General features: G+C 44.3%; 26 protein-coding genes. 11 read left to right on the top strand and 15 right to left on the bottom strand.

The genetic code is table 11. The features are described from left to right. The first annotated feature begins 16 nt into the window (after window positions 1–16). Window positions 17–232, top strand: coding sequence for a hypothetical protein (locus NST79_RS16480; RefSeq protein ID WP_134154331.1), 216 nt, complete (start codon window positions 17–19; stop codon window positions 230–232). A gap of 35 nt (window positions 233–267) precedes the next feature. Here NST79_RS16480 and maeN read toward each other — a convergent pair whose 3' ends face one another. The 7 genes from maeN to maeL form a co-directional block, all read right to left on the bottom strand. Continuing rightward, window positions 268–1,614: a sodium/malate symporter MaeN gene (gene maeN / locus NST79_RS16475; protein WP_003244241.1), complete on the bottom strand. Its 1,347-nt coding sequence runs from the start codon at window positions 1,612–1,614 to the stop codon at window positions 268–270. Between the two features lie 154 nt (window positions 1,615–1,768). Further along, a complete protein-coding gene (gene nupQ / locus NST79_RS16470; protein WP_080529731.1) occupies window positions 1,769–2,728 on the bottom strand; it encodes a guanosine ABC transporter permease NupQ in 960 nt (319 codons plus the stop codon). Next, window positions 2,729–3,775: a guanosine ABC transporter permease NupP gene (gene nupP, locus NST79_RS16465; protein ID WP_029318495.1), complete on the bottom strand. Its 1,047-nt coding sequence runs from the start codon at window positions 3,773–3,775 to the stop codon at window positions 2,729–2,731. It lies immediately after the preceding gene. Then, entirely contained in the window at window positions 3,768–5,300 is a 1,533-nt protein-coding gene (gene nupO, locus NST79_RS16460; protein WP_032722430.1) for a guanosine ABC transporter ATP-binding protein NupO, read from the bottom strand. Before nupO ends, nupP begins: the two co-directional genes overlap by 8 nt. 75 nt (window positions 5,301–5,375) lie before the next feature. After that, window positions 5,376–6,455, bottom strand: coding sequence for a BMP family protein (nupN, locus tag NST79_RS16455; protein ID WP_212059003.1), 1,080 nt, complete (start codon window positions 6,453–6,455; stop codon window positions 5,376–5,378). A 472-nt stretch (window positions 6,456–6,927) separates the two neighbouring features. After that, window positions 6,928–7,635: a two-component system response regulator MaeM gene (gene maeM / locus NST79_RS16450; RefSeq protein ID WP_014477821.1), complete on the bottom strand. Its 708-nt coding sequence runs from the start codon at window positions 7,633–7,635 to the stop codon at window positions 6,928–6,930. After that, a complete protein-coding gene (gene maeL, locus NST79_RS16445) occupies window positions 7,628–9,229 on the bottom strand; it encodes a two-component system sensor histidine kinase MaeL (RefSeq protein WP_181217401.1) in 1,602 nt (533 codons plus the stop codon). The genes maeM and maeL overlap by 8 nt, the downstream gene beginning before the upstream one ends. 177 nt (window positions 9,230–9,406) lie before the next feature. On the opposite strand from maeL, the gene NST79_RS16440 reads away from it, so the two are divergent. Then, a complete protein-coding gene (locus tag NST79_RS16440; protein WP_003228837.1) occupies window positions 9,407–9,964 on the top strand; it encodes a YufK family protein in 558 nt (185 codons plus the stop codon). Window positions 9,965–10,164: 200 nt separating this feature from the next. Here NST79_RS16440 and NST79_RS16435 read toward each other — a convergent pair whose 3' ends face one another. The 3 genes from NST79_RS16435 to NST79_RS16425 all read right to left on the bottom strand — a co-directional run bounded on the left by NST79_RS16435 (window position 10,165) and on the right by NST79_RS16425 (window position 13,744). Continuing rightward, a complete protein-coding gene (locus tag NST79_RS16435; RefSeq protein ID WP_015384506.1) occupies window positions 10,165–10,578 on the bottom strand; it encodes a thiol-disulfide oxidoreductase DCC family protein in 414 nt (137 codons plus the stop codon). Between the two features lie 20 nt (window positions 10,579–10,598). Then, window positions 10,599–12,473, bottom strand: coding sequence for a transglycosylase domain-containing protein (locus tag NST79_RS16430; protein WP_181217399.1), 1,875 nt, complete (start codon window positions 12,471–12,473; stop codon window positions 10,599–10,601). Window positions 12,474–12,565: 92 nt separating this feature from the next. Beyond that, on the bottom strand, window positions 12,566–13,744 hold the full coding sequence (locus tag NST79_RS16425; protein ID WP_072692755.1) for a multidrug efflux MFS transporter: 1,179 nt from the start codon (window positions 13,742–13,744) through the stop codon (window positions 12,566–12,568). Here NST79_RS16425 and NST79_RS16420 point away from each other — a divergent pair. Both NST79_RS16420 and kapD read left to right on the top strand, forming a co-directional pair. Continuing rightward, window positions 13,677–13,880, top strand: coding sequence for a hypothetical protein (locus tag NST79_RS16420; RefSeq protein WP_003243502.1), 204 nt, complete (start codon window positions 13,677–13,679; stop codon window positions 13,878–13,880). The genes NST79_RS16425 and NST79_RS16420 overlap by 68 nt on opposite strands. Window positions 13,881–13,955: 75 nt before the next feature. After that, window positions 13,956–14,573 carry a 3'-5' exonuclease KapD gene (gene kapD, locus NST79_RS16415; RefSeq protein WP_003228846.1) on the top strand — a complete coding sequence of 206 codons (618 nt, stop codon included), beginning with the start codon at window positions 13,956–13,958 and terminating at the stop codon, window positions 14,571–14,573. Between the two features lie 26 nt (window positions 14,574–14,599). On the opposite strand, the gene kapB is transcribed toward kapD, so the two are convergent. The 3 genes from kapB to patB all read right to left on the bottom strand — a co-directional run bounded on the left by kapB (window position 14,600) and on the right by patB (window position 17,608). Beyond that, window positions 14,600–14,986 carry a kinase-associated lipoprotein KapB gene (kapB, locus tag NST79_RS16410; protein ID WP_080529729.1) on the bottom strand — a complete coding sequence of 129 codons (387 nt, stop codon included), beginning with the start codon at window positions 14,984–14,986 and terminating at the stop codon, window positions 14,600–14,602. Window positions 14,987–15,031: 45 nt separating this feature from the next. Next, window positions 15,032–16,318: a HAMP domain-containing sensor histidine kinase gene (kinB, locus tag NST79_RS16405; RefSeq protein ID WP_212059004.1), complete on the bottom strand. Its 1,287-nt coding sequence runs from the start codon at window positions 16,316–16,318 to the stop codon at window positions 15,032–15,034. Between the two features lie 126 nt (window positions 16,319–16,444). Further along, window positions 16,445–17,608 (bottom strand): MalY/PatB family protein, encoded by a 1,164-nt coding sequence (patB, locus tag NST79_RS16400; RefSeq protein WP_212059005.1) that lies wholly within the window; start codon window positions 17,606–17,608, stop codon window positions 16,445–16,447. Between the two features lie 86 nt (window positions 17,609–17,694). Between patB and NST79_RS16395 the strand changes: the two genes are divergently transcribed. Then, complete coding sequence (locus NST79_RS16395) at window positions 17,695–17,955, top strand: YugE family protein (RefSeq protein ID WP_032722422.1); 261 nt, start codon at window positions 17,695–17,697, stop codon at window positions 17,953–17,955. Between the two features lie 25 nt (window positions 17,956–17,980). On the opposite strand, the gene NST79_RS16390 is transcribed toward NST79_RS16395, so the two are convergent. After that, window positions 17,981–18,802 carry an alpha/beta hydrolase gene (locus tag NST79_RS16390; protein WP_014480683.1) on the bottom strand — a complete coding sequence of 274 codons (822 nt, stop codon included), beginning with the start codon at window positions 18,800–18,802 and terminating at the stop codon, window positions 17,981–17,983. Between the two features lie 147 nt (window positions 18,803–18,949). Here NST79_RS16390 and NST79_RS16385 point away from each other — a divergent pair, with 147 nt between their 5' ends. From NST79_RS16385 to yugI, 3 genes are all read left to right on the top strand, one after another. Then, window positions 18,950–19,450, top strand: a complete 501-nt coding sequence (locus NST79_RS16385; RefSeq protein WP_009968070.1) for an Lrp/AsnC family transcriptional regulator — start codon at window positions 18,950–18,952, stop codon at window positions 19,448–19,450. Continuing rightward, complete coding sequence (locus tag NST79_RS16380) at window positions 19,451–20,611, top strand: aminotransferase (RefSeq protein WP_015251346.1); 1,161 nt, start codon at window positions 19,451–19,453, stop codon at window positions 20,609–20,611. A gap of 200 nt (window positions 20,612–20,811) precedes the next feature. Next, window positions 20,812–21,204, top strand: coding sequence for a S1 domain-containing post-transcriptional regulator GSP13 (gene yugI, locus NST79_RS16375; RefSeq protein WP_003228864.1), 393 nt, complete (start codon window positions 20,812–20,814; stop codon window positions 21,202–21,204). 78 nt (window positions 21,205–21,282) lie between these two features. Here yugI and NST79_RS16370 read toward each other — a convergent pair whose 3' ends face one another. Beyond that, window positions 21,283–21,519 carry a DUF378 domain-containing protein gene (locus NST79_RS16370; protein ID WP_003220771.1) on the bottom strand — a complete coding sequence of 79 codons (237 nt, stop codon included), beginning with the start codon at window positions 21,517–21,519 and terminating at the stop codon, window positions 21,283–21,285. Between the two features lie 229 nt (window positions 21,520–21,748). Between NST79_RS16370 and NST79_RS16365 the strand changes: the two genes are divergently transcribed. The 3 genes from NST79_RS16365 to NST79_RS16355 all read left to right on the top strand — a co-directional run bounded on the left by NST79_RS16365 (window position 21,749) and on the right by NST79_RS16355 (window position 25,651). Then, complete coding sequence (locus NST79_RS16365; protein WP_212059007.1) at window positions 21,749–22,912, top strand: iron-containing alcohol dehydrogenase; 1,164 nt, start codon at window positions 21,749–21,751, stop codon at window positions 22,910–22,912. A gap of 102 nt (window positions 22,913–23,014) precedes the next feature. Next, a complete protein-coding gene (locus NST79_RS16360) occupies window positions 23,015–24,187 on the top strand; it encodes an iron-containing alcohol dehydrogenase (protein WP_077671131.1) in 1,173 nt (390 codons plus the stop codon). Window positions 24,188–24,298: 111 nt separating this feature from the next. Beyond that, window positions 24,299–25,651, top strand: coding sequence for a glucose-6-phosphate isomerase (locus tag NST79_RS16355; RefSeq protein WP_003243401.1), 1,353 nt, complete (start codon window positions 24,299–24,301; stop codon window positions 25,649–25,651). Window positions 25,652–25,689: the final 38 nt, after the last annotated feature.

Genomic DNA, 25,689 nt, shown 5'->3' with positions numbered 1-25,689 from the left:
GAAAGGAGCTGGTCATGTGAAAAGAAAAGTCGTGATGTGCTCAGGTTTATTCTGCTCAGTATTTGCAGGGGCATTCATATTGAATCAATATGACGGGCGCAGCGGTGTGGCGGCTAGTGATGAGTGGGAGCTGTATTTACTGGAGCACCACCTGTCAGCCAGAATGAGTGAGACGGAATCAAAGGATCTGCCGTTTGGTCCCCGAGAGTATATTCGGATTGTGAATAAATAAAAAAAGAGTTCCGCATAAAACGGAACTCTTTCTGTTTATGAAGTGAAAAAACGAAGCAGCACTGTCGCGCAAATAACTGTGCCTGCACCGCCGAGACGGGTTGAAATTTGGGCAAACGGCATAAGGCCCATTCTTCCTGATGCCGATAAAATGGCAACATCACCCGTTCCGCCGAGACCGCTGTGGCAGCAGGTAACGATTGCGGATTCAACCGGATACATGTTCATCAGCTTGCCTACGAAATATCCAGAACCAATCATCGCGATAACAACTGAAATACAGATGATGACAAACGGTATAGAAATCACAGACGCTACGTCATCCAACGGAATAAAGAGGATGCCGAGACCGACCATCAGCGGCCATGTAAAGCTTGAAGAAATAAACTTATAAAGCTGGTAAGCGCCTTCTTCCATTTTTTTCGGAAGAATATTTGCATACTTGACAGCCGCAGCTGAAATAATCATTAAGATCGCGCCCGGGATGAAGATGAATTTCTCCAATAACCCGCCAAAAATAAAGAATGTACACGCGAGCAGAACTCCTGCTCCCATTAATTTGAAATCAATTTTTGCTTCGGCTTCTTTTTGATTGAAAATCTCATTTGCTTTTTTAGATTTTACGAGACGTCCGTTCCCATTTAGATCTGGACGCTTATCGCCAAGCTTTTTCATTAAGGCTGCACATATGATAGCAAAAACATTTCCTATAATTGCGGCTGGCACCAGCTGAGACACAAATACATCGGCGGATGAGCCCAGTATTTGTGAATAGGCGATTGAAAGCGGCAAAATCCCTTCACCTATTCCCCCGGCAATAATCGGGACAACAACAAAGAAAAAGGAATCATAGGCACTATAGCCAAAAATAAATCCGACAAGGATGCCGGCTGCAACGGCCGCGATCGTTCCTGCAACCAGTGGAACGAACATTCTGATAAACCCCTGTATTAAAACAATTCTGTTCATACCGAGGATACTTCCCACAACAAGGCACGCGATATAGAAATAAAGGAAGTTAGACGTTTTCATCAAGTTGGTTACAGCGTCTAAAGATGTTGAATTCAGTACATTGTAAAAGACTAAAAATGAAGGAACAAACAAAGATAAAATAGCAGGGCCGCCAATATCCTTCAATATCGGTATGCGTTGGCCTATGTCTCCGAGAAACACACCAAGAATCATAATGATGGCAAACCCGCCAAGCATATTTGCCGGCAGCTCATTGTAATAGGCTGCAAGAATAATAATAACAGCTAATACTGTGTATAATGGCAAAGGAATCACACCGATTTCCCAAGACCAAATTTTTTGAAACAGGTTTTTCTCCTGTGAGTCTTTTTGCTCAGGTGAAATTGTCCCCGTTTTTGGAATTGCTCCCATGTCATACACCCCCATGTATTGTTTGTTACAGTCTACAAGAAAGCGTTAACACTTCATATTTTTTTAAGTTAAAAAACTAATAAACAATTAAATTAAGAGGGTCTTTTGGATTAGAAAAAAATCCCTGAGAATCGTCTTCCCAGGGGAGAATGTTTTATCTTTTTCCTTTAATATAAGGCACGCCATTGGCTTTTGGCGCATCTGCCCGCCCGATAAAGCCGGTTAAAGCGAGAATCGTTAAGACATAAGGAGCCATCAGCATATACACATTTGGTATGTCTTTAAAAAGAGGGAGCAGCGATCCAATGATGCTTAAGCTTTGGGCGAATCCGAAAAACAGGGCGGCCCCCAGTGCTCCGATTGGATGCCATTTTCCGAATACAAGCGCTGCCAGGGCGATAAAGCCTTGCCCGGAGATGGTAGAGTGCGTGAAATCAAGCGCAATTGTGGAGGCATATACGCCGCCGCCGAGACCGCCGAACAATCCGCTGATCATCACGCCGATGTAGCGCATTTTATATACGTTGATTCCCATCGTATCGGCCGCCATCGGATGCTCGCCGACAGAACGGATACGAAGGCCGAACGGCGTTTTGAATAAGATAAACCAGGAAATAAAGGCAAGTGCTATTGCAAGAATAGACGTATAATAGACATCCGAAAAGAGGATCTTTCCCAAGACGGGAATATCGCCCAAACCGGGGATTTTCGTCTTATAAAAAGGCTCTGGAATTTTGTCTGTCTGCGCTTTGCCGTAGATCAGTTTGACGATAAATAAAGTTGCCCCAAGCGCCAGCATGTTAATGGCGACACCGCTGACTGTCTGGTCGGCGCGAAACGAAATCGCCGCTGCCGCGTGAATCAGTGAAAACAGGGCGCCTGCTGCCATGGCGGCAAGGAGCGAAAGCCAAGGTGCGGCGGCACCTAATTCCGGGCCTAAAAATAGATTAAATAGCACGCTGGTGAACGCCCCGATAATCATGAGGCCTTCTAAGCCGATATTTACAACGCCTGATCTCTCGGAAAACACGCCGCCGAGAGCAGTTAAAATAAGCGGGGCCGCATAGACGAGTGTTGCAGGGACAATGATAGATAAAATCTGCACAATGTCCACTTAGTTCGCCCCCTTTTTCTTCAATTTGCCCATGACGAAACGAATCGCATAGCTTGAAGCCACAAACAGAATAATAATAGCAATCACAATATCAACGACCTCTGATGGAACGCCTGATTCAATCGGCATATTTAATGCGCCGATTTTCAGCCCGCCAAGCAGGCATGCTGCCAGTACAACGCCGATGGCTGTGTTTCCCCCGAGAAGAGCGACAGCGATACCGTCAAAGCCTACGCCAGTAAATGCGCCTTTCACTGCGGCGTATTCGAATGTTCCTAGCCCCTCCATGGCTCCGGCAAGGCCTGCAAAAGCGCCGGAGATAAGCATGGAGGTCATGATATTCTTCCGCACGCTCATGCCGGCATACTGGGAAGCGTGCTGGTTAAACCCGACCGCCCGGAGCTCAAATCCTTTTGTAGTTTTGTTGATGATAAACCACATGATAACTGCTGCGAGAAGGGCAACGATGATTCCCAAATGCAGCCGTGAGTAATCGGTGATCTGTTCAAGAAAAGGAGAGCGGAGGGAGGCGGATTCGTGAATTTTCCCCGTCTTGTCCTGATGATCTGTCAAGACGTTTGAAATGATGTAATTGGTCATGTGCAGCGCGATATAATTCATCATAATGGTGACAATGACTTCATGAACGTAAAATCGCGCTTTCAAAATGCCGGGAATAAACCCCCATAATCCTCCTGCAGCTGCCGCTGTAATCAATGCGAGCGGCAAGTGAATATATGCCGGTCCGTCAAACGCCGTACCGACCCAAACCGCTGCTGTCCAGCCGACGAGCAGCTGTCCCTCGACGCCGATATTAAAGAGTCCGGTTCGGAATGCAAAGGCGACAGCCAATCCGGATAAAATATAAGGCGTAATTTGCCGGATTGTTTCTCCGACATAATAGATTTCTCCGAATATCCCATTCCACAAAGCCGAATATCCGCTAGCCACACTGTAGCCGCTCACAAGCATAATCAACGCGCCGGCCGCAAGACCAAGTATGATTGCGATGAGCGGCACGAGTAAATGAGAGAGTCGTTTAACCATTTGCTTTCCCCGCTTCCTTTTGCGTGCTTCCTGCCATCAAGAGACCAAGCTCCTGTTCAGTGGTTTCCTGCGGATTAACGCTGGCGATAATGCGTCCTTCAAAAATAACGGCGATTCTGTCACTGAGATTCATAATTTCTTCAAGCTCAAACGAGAGGAGAAGAACGGCTTTCCCGGCATCACGCTGTTCAATGAGCTTTTTATGGACAAATTCAATCGCTCCGACATCAAGGCCGCGAGTCGGCTGGGCGGCAATTAATAAATCAGGATTTCGGTCTATTTCCCGCCCGATAATCGCTTTTTGCTGGTTTCCGCCTGACAATGCCCGAGCGTGTGTATATTCATCCGGCGTTCTGACGTCGTACTCGCTGATCAGGCTGCGTGCTTTTTTGTACATTTCGCCTTTATGTAAAACGCCCAATGCTGAATACGGCTTTTTGTAATAGCTTTGCAGCAGGATATTCTCTCCGATTGGAAAATCAAGGACGAGACCGTGTTTATGGCGATCCTGAGGAATATGCCCGATCCCGGATTCAGTGATTTTTCTTGGCGTCAGGTTTTGGATCTGTTTTCCGTTTAAGGTGATTGTTCCTGAATCTGTTTTGCGGAGTCCTGTCACCGCTTCGATCAGCTCTGATTGCCCGTTTCCGTCGACGCCTGCTATGCCGACTATTTCTCCCGCTTTGACAGAAAGAGACAAATCTCTGACTGTCTCTATTCCGCGGGTATCCTTTACAGTTATGCCGTCAATCGCAAGCACTTCCGCTCCCGGCTGAGCAGCTCTCTTTTCAGTTTTGAACGATACCTCGCGGCCGACCATTAGACTGGCGAGTTCGTCTTGGTTTGTATCACGGACATCAAGGGTTTTGATGCCTTTTCCTTTACGGATAACCGTAACGCGGTCACAAATCTCCATAATCTCTTTCAGCTTATGGGTGATTAAGATGATGGACTTCCCTTCTTTGACCAGGTTCTTCATAATTTGCATCAGTTCCTTAATTTCATGAGGCGTCAAAACAGCCGTCGGTTCATCAAAAATCAGAATGTCGGCACCGCGGTAGAGGGTTTTTAATATTTCTGCGCGCTGCTGCATACCGACTGATATGTCAGCTGCTTTTGCTTCAGGATGGATCTGCAGGCCGTATCGATCGGAAATGTCCTGCACCTCTTGGCCAGCACGCTTCCGGTCAATTCTGCCAAACTTCTTTGGCTCCTTCCCGAGAATAATATTTTCAGCAACTGTAAAGGTGTCAACAAGCATAAAGTGCTGGTGCACCATTCCAATTCCAAGGTCATTCGCTTTGTTCGGGCTGTTGATGTGCACCTTCTCGCCGCGCACCCGAATTTCACCCCGCTCCGGCTGATACAGCCCGAAAAGGACATTCATCAACGTTGATTTCCCCGCTCCGTTTTCACCGAGCAACGCGTGTATTTCGCCTTTTTTGACTTGAAGATTGATATTGTCATTGGCGACGATACCTGGAAACGCCTTGCGGATATTGAGCATTTCAATGACATATTCCATTGATTGACCGCTCCTTTATTTCAAAATAAAAGAAAAACAAGGGATAAGGGCTCGACCTCCTTATCCCTGCGATTCTTATTCAGCTTTGAAGGTTTTCAGCTCTTTCTCAGTTGCCGGGATTTCCAATCCGTCGATGATTTTTTTCTTCCATTTATCGACCGCTTTGATCACATCATCCGATAGATTTTGTTTAGATGGAGAAATGCCGACTCCGTCTTGATCAAGCCCGTAGGTAAGTGTTTCGCCGCCCGGGAACTTTCCGTCACTCGCTTTTTTCGTTACATCTTCAACGACTGTATCTACTTTTTTCACCATGGAAGTGAGGGTGACGTTATCATCTGTTCCTTCTACCTGGCCTTCTGCGTATTGGTCTTTATCGACACCGATGACCCAGACATCGCGTTTTGGATCTTCTTTTTTCAGGTTTTTCGCTTCAGTAAAGACGCCTGTGCCAGTGGCGCCCGCAGAGTGATAAATAACATCTACGCCTGATTTATACATGCTTTCGGCGGTTGCTTTACCGACATCGGCTTTATCGAAACCCCCTGCGTATTTCACTTCTACAACGGCTTTAGGGTTAACTGCTTGCACGCCGGCACGGAAGCCGACCTCGAATTTTTTGATTAACTCTGATTCCATGCCGCCTACAAAGCCGATTTTTCCTGATTTGCTTGATAGGGCTGCGGCCACTCCGACGAGAAATGAGCCTTCCTGCTCTTTAAACGTAATACTTGCGACGTTGTCTTTATCGACAACAGCATCTATAATCGCAAAGTTTGTATTTTTACGCTGGTCAGCAATTTCGCTGATTGAATCCTCCATTAAGTAGCCGACGCCGTAAATTAAGTCAATATTCTCACGCGCCAATTTATTTAAGTTCGTTGTATAGTCTGCATCAGATTTGGATTGAAGATAGTCGTAACCGTTTTTGCCTTTTTTCAGCCCATTCTCTTTCCCAAAGGCTTGGATGCCTTCCCAGGCTGATTGGTTGAAGGATTTGTCATCCACTCCGCCTACGTCAGTAACCATCGCCACACTGAATTTGTTTTTGCCTTCGCCTGAGCCGCTGCTTTTTTCGCTGTTTCCGCATGCTCCTAATATGGTGCCTGCTGCGATCACAAGTGACATCGCCAATCCGATTTTTCGTTTATTCAAGATATAACCCCCCAGAAAAATTTGGTTCAAAGCTGATCCGGCCAGTCATGTGATGGGCTGTCCTGAACAATTTCTTAGAATCGATAAAATTTTCTGATAATAACAAATGGAATGCGCTGAGACAGTTCTATTCTTCCCTGAATAAGCGTGGTGTGAGTATTTCCTTCGAAAGGCGGGGAAGAGAAGGATGCGGAAGGCGTTCCGGGCGGAAAACCGTGACATCGTTTTCTGAAGTAAGACTTATGACTTAGTTTTTCGGGATCAACTAACCAATCATAATTTATCATTTAACTAATAAGAAATAAATAGAATTTCGCATAATTTTTTAAAAAGTATCTATTTTTAGAATTATTTGCTTAAAAATGTGAAAGGCCCTTTGTTATTCTTGTATAACTTATCAACAATAGAATCAAGCATCTTGGCAAGAGATATGACAGAAAAACGCACTGCTCAAAGCAAGCAGTGCGTTTTCTTATAGATATTGCTTTATTCCGTTAAGGTTACTGTTGTTGACGTTGTACTGAAACACAGGTCTTCCGATCGTTCCGTACGCCATTTCTACATTCAGAACTTGTATATCTTCAAGAAACTTTAAGTATTTTCGTATGGATACTTGAGAGATTTCTGTGTGCTTTGCCAAGTCTTCTGTCGTAAAAGATTCATTTTCAAATGACTGGATACTGGACCAGATCAGCTTCAGCGTGCTTTTTGTCAGGCCTTTAGGAAGCTGCACTTTTTCTGTTGCTTCTTTCTTTTGAAAAAGCTCGGCGTCCAGTTCTTTTTGGCTCATGTTGCGATGGGTTGAATACACCTTTTGTTTTCGTCTGTAATCAGACAAAGCCGTTTGGAAACGTTCAAATTCAAACGGTTTGATTAAATAATCGACAGCTCCGTACCGAAGTGTTTTCTTGATTACGTCAAGCTCGCTGGCCGCTGAGATGACAATCACGTCAACCGCTTCATTTTGGGCTCTCAATTCCGTCAGCAGTTCCAGCCCGTTTTTTCCCGGCATATAAATATCAAGCAAAATGAGGTCGATATGGTGCTCGCCTAAAATATGCAGAGCGCTTTGAAAGGAAGAAGCGATGCCTTTCAGCTGAAAGCCATCTATTTGGCTTAAATATCGTTTATTTAATTCACCCACCATGGGGTCATCTTCAACTATTAGTACATTAATCATGATTTTCCTCCTTCGGTTCGTACGGGATGCGAATACTGAATGTCGTTCCTTCATTCTTTTCGCTTGTGAGGATCATTTGGCCTTTTAAATTTTCGATGCTTTGCTGTGTGAAATAAAGGCCGAATCCCCGGTTTTTGCCCTTTGTTGAATAGCCTTGTTCAAATACTTTGGCTTGGTCTTCTTCAGACATGCCTGCTCCAGTATCGGTAATTTCAATATCAAGTATGCTGTTATGGAAGCGCATGGACATGGTGATTTGTTTTTTCGGCATATCGGCAACGGCGTCTAAGCCATTGTTGATGAGATTTCCGATGATTGTAATAAGTTCATGGATGACAGAAGGGTCTGCCGCGTTCGGGATGACACCGTTGCATTCAATATCAAGATTTGCGCCCTGCTCACGTATAAAGCTTTGCTTTCCGAGCAGAAAACCGGCCAGTACGGAGCTTTTGACATCATTTATAATTTCACTTGTTTCTGATTTTTGCTGTATGGCTATATCTTTAATATAATCTCCAAGATCATCATACTCTTTCAGCTGGACGAGACCTAATATCACATGCAGTTTGTTCATAAATTCATGAGACTGCGCTCTCAGTGCGTTTGCATACATTTTAACACCGGAAAGCTGTTCAGCTAAATGTTTTACCTCGGTCTTGTCGCGGAATGTTGCAATCGCTCCGACAGTTTGTCCTTTCAGCTGGATAGGAACTTCATTAAACACAAGCTCCAGCCCGTTAATGCGGATGTCTCTGTCTTGAAGAGGTTTTTTTGTCTCAATGACCTTTTTCAAGCGGCTTTTCGGCAAGATGTCATCTACATCCTGATCAATGGGATTTGTGTTGATGCCCATTTTGACGAATAGGCGTTTTGCTTCCGCGTTGGCAAGTTTAATTTTGCCATGTTCATCGACAGCGAGTATTCCTTCCTTCGTCGATTCCAGCATCGCGCTCCGTTCTTCAAGCAGAGTCGCAATTTCATAAGGTTCAAGTCCGTACATGATATTTTTCACTGTACGGGCGACGATAACGGCTCCGATCACACCGACGAAGATGCTGACGCAAATAATAAAGTAAAGCGGCCGTAAGCTATGGCTGATCACTTCATCAATTTCATTTACGGTGATGCCGACCGCGACTGCACCGACCTGTTTTCCATTCTCTGCGTAGACAGGGACGAACGCTCTCTGCGATTTCCCGAGCGTGCCAGAGGCTGTGCTGATATGGACATGCCCTTTTAATACCTCGGACTCATCACCGCCCCTGAATTTTTTTCCGATTTTGCTCGGGTCAGGATGAGTTTTGCGGATACCGTTCATATCCATGACGACAACAAATTCCGTGCCGGTAATTTTCTGAACCCGCTTTGTGTAGCTCTGCAGTTCCTTTTGTTTTTTTCCGCTTTCTAAAGCAGCGGCTGTCATCGGCGCTTCAGCTACCATTTCAGCAGTCTGCAGCGCAGTGGCCTTTTCCTGATCTCTAATTCGTTTGGTGGTTTGGGCACCGACTGTAAAAAACGTAATGAGCAATGCGATTAATACAACGATACAAACAAATATGGTGAGTCTGGTTTGCAGTTTTAATGTTTTTTTCATATAAAACTTCCTTACGTTTTATGATTCCTGCGTACTACTTTACTCTCAAAATGCTGCTTTGTGAAGATTTGGGACCGTAATTCGTAAAAAGGAGAAAAAATGGAATAATTTATCTTGTCAATGTGTTTTAAGTCCTCCATAATAAATGAGGTAGATTATAGAAAGGGACTTTTTTATATGAAAAATACTTATTTGACAGGATATTTTCCGCTGATTGCGATCCTGCTTTTTAGTTCGTCCTTATCCATCTCAACTTCACTTTATGCGTTGAAGATGCTGTCTTCATTTGGAATGTATGATGGAATGCTCGATTATTTTTCAGAGAAAGGAATCAGGCTTGCGTTATTTGCTGCCTTTGCACTTTTATATTTTATGGTTCTGTCCGCTCTGAAATTAATTGCAAATACCGTGACCGAGCTGTCATTGCTGTTTTTTGCTAATGATCCGGAAGGGAACAACCTGAAAAAACTCAGAATGGGTTCCATGATTTATTTGGGCGGCGGGATTTTATCCTTTGTGCTCTTGCAAAATGTCATTTGGATTGTGATCTGGTTTGCGGTCGTCACGCTCGCTTACTTTGTGTTTACCGTGTACCGGATTTATTCGACGCTTTCTCTCATGTCATTAGTCGGATTCATTCTATTGGAACTGCTGTTTTGGTTTACCTTTGTTATCGGTATTCTGTTCATATTTATCAAGCTTTATAATAGCATAATGGCTAGCTTACCTGTGTAGCTAGCCATTTCAGCGTTTGGTGGTCAGATTTGCGCTTCGTGCTCTGTACGCAATGAAACGGCGGTAGATTCTCAGGTTTCCGCCGTTTCACAACTTCAAAAGTTTTCAATCACGCTGAATAGATGACAAAATCCTAAAACGAAGCCGTTTTAGGATTTTGTCAACAATCTGTGATGGCTAGCGTCCTAGCCATTTTTTATTTACGGTAAAAATCTTTTTTTAATAGAAGGGGAGGGGAGCATACATTCATTTTTTTTGCCAAACCACTTATAGCGGTTGTTGGCAATGAAAGAATAGACCATATCTCTGACAGGCTTCGGCACTGCGAAAAACAGGACGAAGAGCCGCCATGGGCCTCGCAGATGCCTGAAAACCTTAATGGCTGCAGTTGACTTTGTGTACACTTGGCCGTCTTCAATAAAGACAAAGCTGTCAAACCGATCAGTCGGAAGCCCGCTTTTTTTCAGCAGGCTCTGTCCTGTTTCCGACTGCAGCGATGTGAAAGAAATCAATCCGTCCGGATCACGTTTAATGATAAACTGCACGGCTCCATTGCATAAATTGCAGACACCGTCAAACAGCAAAACGCGATTTGGAATTTGTTCTGAAGTCACCCCATATCCCCTCCGATCCTTTAATAAGCCGCTTGCAGCGTTCCTTTCCAGATGGAAAGCTGAGGGCTGATGCTGTGAAGATATTCAACGCTGGTCGGTGTATCCTTTCCGACCCAGACACCCATTGTATACGTATCAGTCAGGCCGACAAACCACATATCGTGATAATCATTTGATGTACCGGTTTTACCGCCGATGTAAGGCGCATTGAAATATGCTTTTTTCCCTGTTCCGCTTTTCACAACGGAAGACATCAGTTTTTTCAGCTGCATGTTCGTGCGGACGCTGAATATTTGAGTCGCTTTATCATTCCATTTATAAAGCGTTTTTCCTTTAAGGTCTGTCACCTTTGTAATCGCATGGCTCGGCGTATAGCTTCCGCTGTTGCCGAATGTCGTATAAGCCTTTGTCATCTCAAGAGGCGTCATGCCGTTTGTAAATCCGCCAAGCGCCGCCGGAAGAAGATAGTCACTGTCGACAAGTTTGGCAAAATGATACGGCTCAATATAACTGAATGCCTTTTGGATGCCGACGCGGTCGAGCATTCTAATAGCCGGTGTATTATATGAATTTTTAAACGCCGTATCAAGCGTCACTGTGCCGTAAGTACGGTTATTGTAGTTTTGCGGACAGTAGTCTTTGCTGCAAAACTTGCTGGCATCAATGGTGCTGCTTCCTGTCGCGCCGGTCTGTTCAATATAAGGGCCGTAATCAAGAAGCGGCTTAATGGAAGACCCCGGCTGCCTGTACGCCTGGTAGGCGCGGTTAAAGTCATATTTTTGATAGTTTCTCCCGCCGGATAGAGCGATGATTTGATGCGTCTGGTGATTAATCACAGCCGCTCCGCCCTGTACGTCCGCATACGGGAGCTTGGAATTCATTTGTGCCACAACTTGATTTTGCATGTACGGATCAAGTGCAGTATAAATTTTCACGCCGTCTTTCATCAGAGTGCTGACTCTTGCGGACAGCTCGTTCTCGATCTTTTCTTTTTGTTTTCCTGATGCTTTTTGAAGGCGTTTATCAAAGCCTTCTGATTCAGACACCAGCTGAGTGAATTCATCATTGACGTAGGAAACGTAGTCAGGATATTTGTCTTCTCTTTTTTCAACATCCAGTTTGATTTTTTGTTTTACGGCTTTTTTCAGCTCTTTGTCCGTAATAACCCCGGCATCTTTTAGCCCTTTAAGCAAACGTTCTTGACGGCTTTTCGTGTAGTCAAAATGCTTGAGAGGATCATATAATGTAGGGTTATTAGGTATAGCACAGATAAAAGCCATTTCTCCCACTGTGAGAGATTTCAGCGGTTTGCTGAAATAGAATTGAGCTGCTGAACCGACGCCATAAACACCATTGTTAAAATAAATGGTATTTAAGTAAGCTTCAAGAATTTCATTTTTCGTATATTTTTTCTCCAGCTGATAGGAATACGCGAGCTCTGTCAGCTTGCGGCTGAAGGAGCGTTCGTGGCTCAAATATAAGTTTCTTGAAAGCTGCTGTGTGATGGTGCTGGCACCCTGGTCAATTTTCTTGTCTTTTACGTTAGAAGCAGTAGCCCGCACCATTCCCATAAAGTCAAAGCCTTTATGCTCGTAAAAATGGCGGTCCTCAGATGTTAAGAAAATCTGTTTGACTTCCTCGGGAATCTTGTTAAATGGAACGAGCACACGGTTTTCGTGGTCGCTGACGATTTCCGAGACAAGGGAGCCGTCCCTGTCATACATGTAGCTGTTCTGAACAAGGCTGATATCTTTTAGATTAATATTTTTATCAAGCACCTGATCCAGGGACTTCATTTGTTTTACTTCTTTTCCGGAAGCGATAACTGTAAATGCAAACAATGGGATTATGCAAAGGAGCAAAATCCATCCGATTATTTTTCGTAACATGGTCACTCTCTTTTCTCCTAAATTCTAGCCATATCGTACCATTCTTTTGAGATTACGAGAAGGTTAAATTTAGAAGATTCCTCAGTTTTTTCTCGGAATCAGCTTGCTTTGGCATAAGAATCTTTCCGAAGTTTCTGCATGATCCAAAGCATGCAGGCGCCGGCGAAAAAGAGAAACGCTGTGACGTAAAAGGTGGCCGAAATGGTAAAATGGCTCGATATGATTCCGCCGAGCAGAGGCCCGAGCACGTTTCCTAAAAAGCGAAAGCTGACATTGTAGCCGAGAACTTCACCTTGAATGCTGCCGGGAGCCTGAACGCGGATCGCTGCCGTAATGCATGGCAGCAAACCGCCCATCGCCATCCCGAATAAAAATCTGAAAACAAGGAGCACGCTGAGTGAGGACGCGAGCGCCTGCGGAATAAAAAAGAAAGAGGCGGCGAGCAAAAGTCCGATTAAAATGCGGCGGTGGCCGTAGCGGTCGCCCAGATCACCCCATTTTCTAGCCAGCAGCAAACTTCCGAGCCCCGTTGCTGAAAATGCCATGCCGGAGAAAAAGGCAAGATTGACAGGTCCGTGCAGCTCATTTACATATAAAGCGAGCAGGGGCTGGATACTGAAATTGCCTGTTTGAATCAGCATGGTTAACAGCATCATGACCCACAGCGCCGGCTGGTGAAAAATATAGGATAGCACTTCTTTCCTCGAGTAAGACGTACGTTTGGCTGTTTTCTCTGCAAGAGGCTTTTCTTTGACACCAAATAACACGAGAAGAACAGACGAGAAAATCACAAAGGATGTGATAAAAAAGGTATACGTAAAGCCGAAATGATCAGCAAGCATGCCTCCCAAAAGCGGGCCGAACAAGCTTCCGGACACTTGCCCCATTTGCAGCGTGCCAAGTGTTTTGCCGGCTGAGCTCTTCGGAGTCTGTGCCGAAATCATCGCAAGAGAAGTCGGGATGAATCCGGTTACAAGACCCATTGCCATACGCAGAAAAAACAATTGGTACACCGATGTAACAAAGCCCATGAAGAAAATGCTGAGGGCAATGCCCGTTCCGGTTGCCATAAGGATTTTCTTGTATCCGCGTTTGTCTCCGAACCGTCCCCAAAACGGGGATACCAAAAACGCCATGAGAAATGTAATGCCGAACACATAGCCGCTCCACCTTTGCACAAAGCCGTTTGAAAAAGAGCTGAGCGTCTCAATGTATAAGGAGAGAAAAGGAACGATCATCGTTGTGCTAGCGGAGACAAAAAAGTTCGCCAGCCACACAATGACAAAGTTTTTCTTACGGATAGAAATAACATCACCTTCTTATTATTTCGGGTTCCTTACTAATTATAAAGAAACGATTCACAATTTAAAAGAAACGAAGCGGCTGGGAAAATTCATTATTTTTAGAAAATGAAGAAATGTCGAGAAGGGGAATTGATATACTATAAAGATAGCATTTTCTGATCGGAGGAAAGGCAGGTGTAAAAAGGTGACGACAAACAGCTTACTCATTATTGATTTCGAATTTACAATGCCTGATGGAAAGTACAGTCCTCAAAACTTCTTCCCGGAAATCATTGAAGCCGGAATTGTAAAGTCGATTGATGATGAAGTGGTTGAGACGTTTTCTAGCTATGTTAGACCGAAAAAGTTCCCGAAGCTTACGAAACGATGCAAATCATTTTTAAAAATAACCCAAAAACAGGTAGACGAAGGAATGAGATTCGAGGATTTCATCCGTAAACTAAACGAGCTGGATCCTGAGAAAAACAGCACAATTATTACGTGGGGAAACATGGATATGAAAGTGCTGAAGCAAAACTGTATGTTTAACCATATCCCTTTCCCGTTTAAGGGAGAAATGAGAGATTTATCGCTTGAATACAAAAACTTTTTTGGAGACCGGACATTGACGGGTTTATGGAAAGCTGCCGAAGAGTATGGAGATTCCGGAACCGGCACCCATCATAAAGCGCTTGATGATGCCCTTACAGCATATAAACTTTTTAAGCTTGTTGAGCAGGATAAGCAGTATCTCGAAAAGCCAAAACCGCCCACAATCGGCGAAAGAATCGATTTAACCGAACTGTTGAAGCGCGCGACGTGAAAAACCCAATCTTTTGTCAGACTGGGTTATGGCAGGTTAAAATATTCTTTTTCTAAAATGTCCAGATTATGAAGGGAGCGCTTTGCCCACTCCGAACCATCCTCATTCAATTTGGCTCTCATCTGTGCTGTCGCCTCCCGCAGAGATTCGGTATAATCCGGCACTTCACCGTCATAAGGCTTCACCATATGGTGGGGGATATTGGTCTGTTCACCATATGCGAGCGCTTTTCTCTCATGAAAAAATGGCACATCCGCCTGTTTTGGATGATGAAGGTCTCCCTGAGCGGGATGGGTAAGAACCGCTTTCACTTTCACTAAATAATGCTGCGGCCTGCAAGCCGTGATTTCTCCTATGTATACACCTGTTTTGTAAAATCCTTTAACGATAGAGCCTGTCTCAAACGTGCTCATCTGTCATCACCTCGCATTTATTCTATTAAAGTTCCAATCGATTTGCTAGTGAGGAAGATCAGCGGGAAGCTTAATGGTCACCGTAGTGCCTTTTTGGAAGCTGCTGTTAAATGAAATGGTCCCGTGATGATGTTCAATAATGGAAAAGGTTACGGTGAGGCCGAGTCCCGTTCCGTTCGTTTTTAAGGAATAATAAGGTTCGCCGAGTTTTTGCATTTGATGGTCTGTCATCCCGACCCCATTGTCTGTGATGTTAATCATGATCGTATGGCCGTTTCTTTTGGCTGATATGTGGATCATCCCCTTCCCGTGAGGAACCGCTTCAATACTGTTTTTCATCAGGTTGATGACAGCCTGCTTCAGCTTTGTTGCGTCTCCGTATATCAAAAGGTCCGGTTCTGTTTCAGCCTCGACGGTTACTGACTTGTAATTGGCGTACGACACCATAAGGGAGCTTGTCTCTTTGATAAGGGCAGATAGGTCAAAAACCTCTTTTTCGTATAATTGCTGTTTGGCCATATCGAGATAGTTTGTGATAATGCCTTGCGCCCGGTCAAGCTCTGACAGTACAAGCTTTTTGTAATCCGCACTCGACTTGTTTTGTAGGGTTTCGTCATTAAAAAGCAGCTGGACAAACCCGCGGACAACTGTCAGCGGATTCCTGACCTCATGGGCGACGCTCGCTGCCAGTTCACTCACAATCGTCATTTTTTCAGAATGGATAAGCTGTGAGCGCAGGGCGATATTTTCGGCGATGCTTTCGATAATATAGATGCTTAATAGAAGAACACTGGAGCGGAAAAGCCCTGAGACTGCCGCCTCGTAAACGAAAATTCCTGATTTTTGAAAATTTAAAATATTCAAGTCGGAAAGAATCCAGCTTGAGGCGAAAAATAGGAAAATCTCCACGCAGCTGATCAATAAAGACAGCAGCAGTTTTTTCGCTTTGGACATGAATGGCCATTTTTTCTGAAATAAGATTGGGATAATGATAAGAAAAGGCAGCAAAGTGAAAACAAACATTGCGGAAGGTTCGTAAAAAAGCAGTTCAAAACATAGGACAGATGCGGCGACTGTAAGTCCGGAAGCGGTACTAATGTAAAATAAACAAATGATAACGGGAATCATCTGAAGGCCGTATTGTATGTAGTCCATTTCATGAATCGGGAAAATAATGCATAAAACGGAGGCACCGCAGGCGAAGAGCGTGACCAAACCGCTGTTTATTTTTGGCACAAGAATCGCAGGTTTTCCAAGCCAAAACACTTGGTAAAGAAGAATAGGAAACAAAATAAAGCAGATGTGCAGAAGATAGTCTTTTAGAATTTCCATTCGTGTGAAATCCTTTCGTATAAAATATGAATCTATTATAACACTAAATATTAGAAGTAAAATATAAAATTCCTTTATTAAGAACGCCTTTACAAATGAAGACGTAAAGGCGTTTAACAGCTATATTTACGATAATGCGGCTTTGATGCGGCGCAGGCCGTCCTGCAGGGTTGCAAGAGAGCATCCTGCGTTCAGGCGCATAAATCCTTCTCCGCCAGGCCCGTATTTCGTCCCGGGCTCTAAAATAATTTTTCCTTTTTTTAGCATTCTTTGCTGAAGCTCTGCATCGGACAAGCCGTAAGCGCTGAAGTCGAGCCAAATCAAGTATGATGCATCCGGCTTCATCATTTTGACCTTTGGCAGCTCGGTGCTCAAAAAGGCTTCCGCTTCGTTCATGTTTCTCTCAATGTAAGAGATCAATCCATCAAGCCACGGTCCCCCTTTTGAATACGCGGCTTCGATTGCAGTGACGGCAAACGCGTTCAGTCCGCCTAAACCATTGCGCTGAAGGCTTGCGGAAAACTTGGCGCGCTTCAGGCGATCCGGAATAATGATTGCTGAAGCCTGCAATCCGGCGATATTAAATGTTTTGCTTGGAGCAGCACATGTCACAGAAATATCAGCGAAATCGTCAGAGAGCGAAGCGAACGGCGTGTGTATGTGTCCGTACAGCATTAAATCAGAATGGATTTCATCCGATACAACTGTGACGCCATGCTCAAGGCACAATTCGCCTAGCTTCAGTAAGTCTTCCCGGCCCCATGAACGCCCAGAAGGGTTATGAGGATTGCATAAAATAAACAATGTAACACTTGGGTCACTAAGCTTCGTCTCCAAATCTTCAAAATCCATTGCATATGCGCCGTCTTTTTCTAGCAGCGGATTATGTAAAATGTGCCGGCCGTTTTTCTCCACCATATGGTAAAAAGGCGTATAAACTGGAGGCTGAACAACTACTTGATCGCCCGGCTCCGTAAAAGCTTGTACCGCCATGCTCAAAGCCGTTACAACGCCGGGGCTGAATGTGATGCTTTCCGGATTCACCTTCCAGCCGTGCCTGTTTTGCATCCATCCGCACACAGCATCCCTCGTTTTTTGATCTGGAGTTGTATAACCAAAAATACCGTGGTCAAGACGCTCTTTTAACGCTTCAGTTATCGCTTCTGGCGCGCGAAAATCCATATCCGCCACCCACATCGGGAGTGCGTCTGTCACGCCAAATAATTCGCCTGTTTTGTCCCATTTGACCGATTGGGTGCCAAGGCGTTCTTCTCGTTTATCAAAGTTCATTCTGTTACCCCCTCATGTATGTTTATTCTTCTAAGCTTCACTATGATAAGATAGAACTGCAAATTTTATTATAAGCGGTGATGAATATGGAAGAAAGTCAAGCGGTCAGGGAAATGATTAAGATCATTGCCAAATGGGACCCGTTTAAATATGGAGAAGAGTTTTACGAAACGGAGGCTGTTGATGTCGTGCAGGCAGTCTATGATGAAGACGATCCCGACGTGCTGGCGAAAAGCATTCAGCAAATATTTGAAACTTCTTTTGAACAAACGCTGCCGATCGCCAGCTGCCGGGAAGTGGCTGGCCAGCTTTTATTCATTAAAAACAGCAGCTCCTGCACGCCTTAAAAAAACCGGTTCAGCACCGGTTTTTTTAATTGATAAAATCAGCAATGTGTTCAGAAACAAGTTCAGGCCGTTCTTCAGGCACCAGATGTCCGGTCTGGCCAAGTGAGTACAGCACGGAATTAGGCAAATCTGCGTGCAGCCGTTTACCGATCTCCATTGGGACAATTCGATCCTCCTCGCCCCAAATCAATAGAGCAGGCTTGTTCATTTTCTTCAATTGCTCGGGTTCTAAATCTCCTTCTCTGTGGCGGATAAACCTTGTCATGGCTTTGAAAATCTGCTCGTCCTGAAACGGTCTGCCATAGCCGTCGATCATCTCCTCATCAATCAGCGATTTGTCATGCACCACATTTAATAAATTTTTCATCACGCCTTCTTTCGAGAGCCAGCGTTTGATGTAAAGATGAAAATACGGGATATGGGTCCCGAAAATGATCGTCGGGTGTGAACGTTTTAAATACCCTGAACTGCAAAGCAGCACAACCTTTGAAAAAAGCTCAGGTTTTTGGAGAGCAGCAGACAGCGATATCTGCCCGCCCATAGAATGCCCGACAAGCACAGCCTGTTTCACTTGCAAGTGCTCCAAAATCCCAATGACAAGCTTAGCAAGGTTTTGATAGGTATAGATAAACGTTCTTGATTTTTCAGATTGGCCGAAAGGAGGCAAATCAAGCGCGATGATGTCGTACTTGTCCCGAAGGAGAGGGATTACTTTTCTGAAGCTGAATGCAGATGATAAAAAACCGTGTACGCAGACCAGCGTTTGCCTGCCGGGATTTTGATAATGTTCGTAGTATACATTGACTCCATCGACCGTAAACCGCCTTATTGGTGAAACCGCCTCCATTCTGTGTCACTCCCTTTTTTTGATGGTTGTATTATGCCCTGAAATTGTAAATTCTAGCGGAAGTTTCTCCTCGTTTTTTCTTAGCATTCGTCAAAAAACGTGATATAATGTCATGAGATTTCTTGACATTGCAAAGGTGTGAATCAAATGAAATTGACAGAAAAAGAAACAGAAATATTAGAAATTTTAGACGAAAACAGCCGCGCCGATTTAGAAACAATTGCAAAGATGGCAGGCATCCCTGTAAATGAAGTAAAAACAATTATTGACAAACTGGAGAAAGAAAAGGTTATTATCGATTATTCCGCTATGATTGATTGGCGAAAAGTAGACGGACATGAGGGCGTTACGGCCATGATCGACGTCAAAGTAACGCCGAAGCGGGGCGTCGGTTTCGATGAAGTGGCGGAACGGATTTACCGATTCCAAGAGGTTGAATCAGTTTACCTGATGTCAGGCGTATACGATTTGTCTGTCGTGATTCGCGGCAATTCGATGTCTGACGTAGCGCGTTTTGTTTCGGATAAACTCTCAACGCTTGATTCAGTTGTATCTACGACAACCCATTTTATCCTGAAAAAATACAAGCATGACGGCAAAGTGTTTGAAACAGGAGACGACGACAAAAGAATCGTGGTGTCACCGTAAATGACTTCGTATTTATCAGACTATGTACAACAAATAAAACCATCCGGCATCCGCAAATTCTTTGATTTGGCGGCAACGATGGAAGGCGTCATTTCTTTAGGCGTCGGCGAGCCTGATTTTGTTACCGCGTGGAATGTCCGCGAAGCAAGCATTCTCTCTCTTGAACAAGGATATACGTCATACACGGCCAATGCGGGTTTATACTCATTGCGGGAGGAAATCAGCCGTTATTTGAGCAACAGGTTTGACCTTAGCTACTCGCCAGATAATGAGCTGATTGTGACAGTGGGGGCAAGTCAGGCTTTAGATATTGCGATCCGCGCCATTGTGAATCCAGGTGAGGAAGTCATCATCCCTGAGCCGTGTTTTGTGGCTTACGATGCGCTTGTTTCTTTGGCAGGCGGTATCCCGGTTCACGTTCATACAACGGCAGACAAAGGATTTAAAGCAACGGCTGCTGATTTTGAAGCGGCAGTCACTGAAAAAACAAAGGCCATTCTCATCTGCTCACCATCGAATCCGACAGGTTCGGTTTATTCGAAGGAAGAGCTGAATGAGATTGCTAAGTTTGCCAAAAAACATGATGTCATCGTTTTAGCCGACGAGATCTACGCGGAGCTGACATATGATGAGGAATTTACAAGTATAGCGGCATTACCGGGAATGAAGGAACGGACGGTAGTCATCTCAGGCTTTTCAAAAGCATTTGCAATGACGGGCTGGAGGCTCGGTTTTGCCGCGGCACCATCCTTGCTTCGGGATGCCATGCTTAAAATTCATCAATATGCGATGATGTGTGCGCCCGCAATGGCGCAGTTTGCCGCCCTTGAAGGCCTGAAGAACGGCATGGAAGACGTAGAAAAAATGAAAAAAAGCTATCGAAGAAGACGGAATCTGTTTGTAGAATCGCTCAATGAAATCGGCCTCAGCTGTCATCATCCGGGCGGCGCTTTCTATGCTTTTCCATCTATTAAAAGCACGGGAATGAGTTCAGAACAGTTTGCCGAGGAGCTTCTTACGCAGGAAAAAGTGGCAGTTGTTCCTGGAAGTGTGTTTGGTCCGAGCGGTGAGGGATATATCCGTTGTTCATACGCAACCTCGATTGAACAGCTTCAAGAAGCGTTAGTCAGAATGAAACGCTTCCTGCAAAAAACAACATAAAAAAAGATACGAACCTTTTGTTCGCATCCAATAAAAGGGGGGAATACTAGAAAGCCTTTGGTATTTTCAGTTTACCCCCTTTTTGCTGTGCATAAACCTGATTTTTTATAAAAAGTTTTCTTTGCGGAAATAAGACATGTGTGATATAATTTTAAATTGCGTATAAACAGATATTTAATTTAACTTAGGAGTTGTTATGAATGGCAGCAAAATTTGAAGTGGGCAGTGTTTACACTGGTAAAGTTACAGGATTACAAGCGTATGGTGCGTTTGTTGCATTAGATGAAGAAACTCAAGGTTTAGTACACATTTCTGAAGTGACTCACGGTTTCGTAAAAGATATCAACGAGCACCTTTCAGTTGGCGACGAAGTACAAGTAAAAGTACTTGCTGTTGATGAAGAAAAAGGCAAAATCAGCCTTTCAATTCGTGCGACACAAGCTGCGCCTGAGAAAAAAGAAAGCAAACCAAGAAAACCTAAAGCTGCTCAAGTAAGCGAAGAAGCTTCTACACCACAAGGTTTCAACACATTAAAAGATAAGCTTGAAGAGTGGATCGAAATGTCCAACCGCAAAGACCTTATCAAAAAATAAGCATGAAAAAAAGCACCGGACAGGAATGTTCGGTGCTTTTGATTTCATGCAAAATCCTATTTCAGCGTGATTGATATCCTATCGCATTTCAGGATTTGCTGCTTCTTCACGTGATCTTTCCTCGTTTGGCTTAAATAGCAGACCGAGGTTGATTAAGCCGGCGATTCCGACAAGTCCGTAAATGATTCGGGAAAGAGCTGACCCTTGGCCGCCGAAGATAGCCGCTACTAAGTCAAATTGGAAAAATCCGATCAGTCCCCAGTTAATGGCGCCAATGATGGTTAATACAAGACAAATTCTTTGAATGGTACTCATGTTTTGCAACCTCCTCCATGAATTATTAAAACAGTTATAGATTGTGACATATTGGAGAATCTATACATGCATTCTCCATATGAGGGAAGCTGGCCTGCCCTCGCTTATATCAGCTTCTTTCCCAGCATCTTGCAAAATAAAACCATCTGGTATGCTGATCGGTGAGAGCTGATTGCTTTACATGTGGTGAGGACATTCTGCATAATAAAAAATCTAAGGAGGAGATGTCATGCAAAACTTTACATACTGGAATCCGACCAAATTAATTTTCGGGCGCGGCGAAGTGGAAAGACTTCCGGAGGAACTCAAACCTTACGGAAAAAACGTATTGCTTGTGTACGGAGGCGGCAGCATTAAACGCAACGGCCTGTATGATCAAGTGATTGATCAGCTGAATAAAGCAGGAGCGACCGTGCATGAATTAGCAGGTGTGGAACCGAATCCTCGTGTGTCGACTGTTAATAAAGGTGTTGCCATCTGTAAAGAACAAAACATTGATTTCTTGCTGGCTGTCGGAGGCGGAAGCGTAATCGACTGTACAAAAGCGATTGCCGCAGGAGCAAAGTATGATGGTGATGCGTGGGATATCGTTAAGAAAAAGCATCAGCCAAAAGATGCTTTGCCATTCGGAACGGTATTGACTCTCGCTGCGACTGGTTCAGAAATGAACTCAGGATCTGTTATTACAAACTGGGAAACAAAAGAAAAATACGGCTGGGGCAGCCCGCTCGTATTCCCTAAATTTTCGATTCTTGATCCGGTGAATACATTCACAGTACCTAAAAACCACACGATCTACGGGATGGTTGACATGATGAGCCACGTATTCGAACAATACTTCCATCATGTATCAAACACGCCGTATCAGGACCGCATGTGTGAATCACTTCTGCGTACAGTCATTGAAACAGCGCCTAAGCTGATCAATGATCTCGAAAATTACGAATTGCGTGAGACGATCCTGTACACAGGAACAATCGCATTAAACGGCATGCTTTCTATGGGGGCAAGAGGGGATTGGGCTACTCATAATATTGAACATGCAGTATCAGCCGTTTATGATATTCCGCATGCCGGCGGACTGGCGATTCTGTTCCCGAACTGGATGAGACACACATTGTCTGAAAACCCTGCCCGCATGAAACAGCTTGCAGTTCGCGTGTTTGATGTTGAAGAAGCAGGTAAAACGGATGAAGAAATTGCCCTTGAAGGTATCGATAAGCTGTCCGCATTCTGGACAAGCCTTGGCGCTCCGAACCGTCTTGCTGATTATGATATTAATGATGAGCAGCTTGACACAATCGCTGACAAGGCAATGGCTAACGGTACATTCGGCCAATTTAAATCACTCAACAAAGAAGATGTGCTGTCAATTTTAAAAGCATCTCTATAAAAAAAGGGGAAATAGCCGTTTGGCTGCTTCCCTTTTTCTTTTTGTCAACTTATGTTACAATGGAAAATCTGTTTTTCACCAGCATCATTTGGAGGTTTTACTATGGAAAATTTCACTTATTATAATCCGACAAAGCTGATTTTTGGAAAAGGTCAGCTTGAACAATTAAGAAAAGAATTCAAACGATACGGCAAGAATGTACTGCTTGTTTACGGGGGCGGCAGCATTAAACGCAACGGCCTTTATGATCAAGTCACAGGCATTTTAAAAGAAGAGGGCGCTGTTGTTCATGAGCTGTCAGGTGTAGAGCCGAACCCGCGTCTTGCGACAGTGGAAAAAGGCATAGACCTTTGCAGAGAGCATAACATTGATTTTCTGCTTGCTGTCGGCGGAGGCAGTGTGATTGACTGTACAAAGGCAATCGCAGCTGGCGTCAAATACGATGGCGACGCTTGGGATATTTTCAGCAAAAAAGTAACAGCGGAGGATGCGCTGCCGTTTGGAACTGTTTTAACGCTTGCTGCGACAGGGTCTGAAATGAACCCTGATTCCGTGATTACAAACTGGGAAACAAACGAGAAATTTGTATGGGGCAGCAATGTCACTCATCCGCGTTTCTCTATTTTAGACCCTGAAAATACGTTCACGGTTCCGGAAAATCAAACAGTATACGGCATGGTTGACATGATGAGCCACGTATTCGAACAATACTTCCACAATGTTGAAAACACGCCGCTTCAGGATAGAATGTGCTTTGCTGTTTTGCAGACGGTCATCGAAACAGCTCCTAAGCTTCTTGAAGATCTGGAAAACTACGAGCTTCGTGAAACGATTTTGTATGCTGGTACAATCGCTTTAAACGGCACGCTCCAAATGGGCTACTTTGGTGACTGGGCTTCTCATACAATGGAACACGCCGTTTCAGCTGTGTATGATATTCCGCACGCGGGCGGTTTGGCGATACTGTTCCCGAACTGGATGAGATATACTCTTGATACAAATGTAGGCCGCTTCAAAAACCTCATGCTCAACATGTTTGACATTGATACTGAAGGCAAAACAGATAAAGAAATTGCGCTTGAAGGAATCGATAAACTGTCTGCGTTCTGGACAAGCCTTGGCGCGCCTTCTCGTCTTGCTGATTACAATATTGGAGAAGAAAAGCTTGAGATGATTGCTGATATCGCAGCCAAGGAAATGGAACACGGCGGCTTCGGCAACTTCCAAAAACTGAACAAAGATGACGTGCTTGCCATCCTTCGCGCGTCTCTATAAACTCAAAGGGCGGAATCCAGTCATTCCGCCCTTTCTTCTTGACTTGATTTCACAGATAAGTTCATATAAAGTGAAAGGTGAAAACATTATACCGTTATGGAGGGACAAGCAATGACGCATGTACGCTTTGACTACTCAAAAGCGTTGACTTTCTTCAACGAACATGAACTTACATATCTGCGGGACTTTGTAAAAACAGCACACCATAATATCCATGAAAAAACAGGCGCGGGCAGCGATTTTCTAGGCTGGGTGGACCTCCCTGAACATTATGATAAAGAAGAATTCGCGCGCATCAAAAAAAGCGCGGAAAAAATCAAATCTGACTCTGATGTCTTGCTTGTTGTCGGCATTGGCGGTTCTTATCTTGGAGCGCGGGCAGCGATTGAAGCGCTGAATCACGCGTTTTATAACACTTTGCCAAAAGCAAAACGCGGTAATCCGCAAGTCATTTTTATCGGGAACAACATCAGTTCATCTTATATGAGAGACGTCATGGATCTTCTTGAAGATGTTGACTTCTCTATTAATGTGATTTCTAAATCAGGTACGACAACTGAACCTGCAATCGCTTTCCGTATTTTCCGCAAGCTTCTTGAAGAGAAATACGGTAAAGAAGAAGCGAAAGCGCGGATTTATGCAACAACTGATAAAGAGCGCGGCGCATTAAAAACGCTTTCTAACGAAGAAGGCTTCGAATCATTTGTTATTCCTGACGATGTCGGTGGCCGTTATTCAGTTTTAACAGCTGTAGGTCTCTTGCCGATTGCTGTCAGCGGCGTCAACATTGATGACATGATGAAAGGCGCCCTGGATGCGAGCAAAGATTTTGCAACATCTGAACTGGAAGATAACCCAGCATACCAATATGCGGTTGTTCGCAATGTCCTTTATAATAAGGGCAAAACAATTGAAATGCTCATCAACTACGAACCGGCGCTTCAATACTTTGCGGAATGGTGGAAGCAGCTGTTCGGAGAAAGCGAAGGGAAAGATGAGAAGGGCATTTATCCTTCTTCAGCGAACTATTCAACAGACCTTCATTCTTTAGGCCAGTATGTACAAGAAGGCCGCAGAGATTTATTCGAAACGGTCCTGAACGTAGAGAAGCCTAAACATGAACTGACAATTGAGGAAGCGGATAACGATCTTGACGGCTTGAACTATTTAGCCGGTAAAACTGTTGATTTCGTTAACAAAAAAGCATTCCAAGGTACAATGCTTGCCCATACAGACGGAAATGTTCCGAACTTAATCGTTAACATTCCTGAGCTGAATGCATATACTTTTGGATACCTTGTATATTTCTTCGAAAAAGCCTGCGCGATGAGCGGTTACCTCCTTGGCGTCAATCCGTTTGACCAGCCTGGTGTAGAAGCGTATAAAGTCAATATGTTTGCGTTACTCGGCAAACCTGGCTTTGAAGAGAAAAAAGCAGAGCTTGAAAAACGTCTGGAAGATTAATGTGAGAAAGCTGACTGGCATTTGCCGGTCGGCTTTTT

Source organism: Bacillus sp. PS196, from assembly GCF_037963555.1.
Classification (GTDB): domain Bacteria; phylum Bacillota; class Bacilli; order Bacillales; family Bacillaceae; genus Bacillus; species Bacillus subtilis.
The sequence above is the reverse complement of the archived record's forward strand: the minus strand, read 5'-3'. Positions and strand labels throughout refer to the sequence as shown.

Bases quoted from the DNA above. Each gene is read 5' to 3' on its own strand.
- maeL (WP_181217401.1), bottom strand. From the start codon at position 9,229: ATGAAAAAAACATTAAAACTGCAAACCAGACTCACCATATTTGTTTGT.
- NST79_RS16395 (WP_032722422.1), top strand. From the start codon at position 17,695: ATGGAAGAAAGTCAAGCGGTCAGGGAAATGATTAAGATCATTGCCAAA.
- NST79_RS16365 (WP_212059007.1), top strand. From the start codon at position 21,749: ATGCAAAACTTTACATACTGGAATCCGACCAAATTAATTTTCGGGCGC.
- NST79_RS16440 (WP_003228837.1), top strand. From the start codon at position 9,407: ATGAAAAATACTTATTTGACAGGATATTTTCCGCTGATTGCGATCCTG.
- nupO (WP_032722430.1), bottom strand. From the start codon at position 5,300: ATGGAATATGTCATTGAAATGCTCAATATCCGCAAGGCGTTTCCAGGT.
- NST79_RS16385 (WP_009968070.1), top strand. From the start codon at position 18,950: ATGAAATTGACAGAAAAAGAAACAGAAATATTAGAAATTTTAGACGAA.
- NST79_RS16360 (WP_077671131.1), top strand. From the start codon at position 23,015: ATGGAAAATTTCACTTATTATAATCCGACAAAGCTGATTTTTGGAAAA.
- maeN (WP_003244241.1), bottom strand. From the start codon at position 1,614: ATGGGAGCAATTCCAAAAACGGGGACAATTTCACCTGAGCAAAAAGAC.
- NST79_RS16370 (WP_003220771.1), bottom strand. From the start codon at position 21,519: ATGAGTACCATTCAAAGAATTTGTCTTGTATTAACCATCATTGGCGCC.
- maeM (WP_014477821.1), bottom strand. From the start codon at position 7,635: ATGATTAATGTACTAATAGTTGAAGATGACCCCATGGTGGGTGAATTA.
- kinB (WP_212059004.1), bottom strand. From the start codon at position 16,318: ATGGAAATTCTAAAAGACTATCTTCTGCACATCTGCTTTATTTTGTTT.
- NST79_RS16380 (WP_015251346.1), top strand. From the start codon at position 19,451: ATGACTTCGTATTTATCAGACTATGTACAACAAATAAAACCATCCGGC.
- NST79_RS16355 (WP_003243401.1), top strand. From the start codon at position 24,299: ATGACGCATGTACGCTTTGACTACTCAAAAGCGTTGACTTTCTTCAAC.
- yugI (WP_003228864.1), top strand. From the start codon at position 20,812: ATGGCAGCAAAATTTGAAGTGGGCAGTGTTTACACTGGTAAAGTTACA.
- nupP (WP_029318495.1), bottom strand. From the start codon at position 3,775: ATGGTTAAACGACTCTCTCATTTACTCGTGCCGCTCATCGCAATCATA.
- patB (WP_212059005.1), bottom strand. From the start codon at position 17,608: ATGAACTTTGATAAACGAGAAGAACGCCTTGGCACCCAATCGGTCAAA.
- kapB (WP_080529729.1), bottom strand. From the start codon at position 14,986: ATGAGCACGTTTGAGACAGGCTCTATCGTTAAAGGATTTTACAAAACA.
- NST79_RS16420 (WP_003243502.1), top strand. From the start codon at position 13,677: ATGTATAAGGAGAGAAAAGGAACGATCATCGTTGTGCTAGCGGAGACA.
- NST79_RS16390 (WP_014480683.1), bottom strand. From the start codon at position 18,802: ATGGAGGCGGTTTCACCAATAAGGCGGTTTACGGTCGATGGAGTCAAT.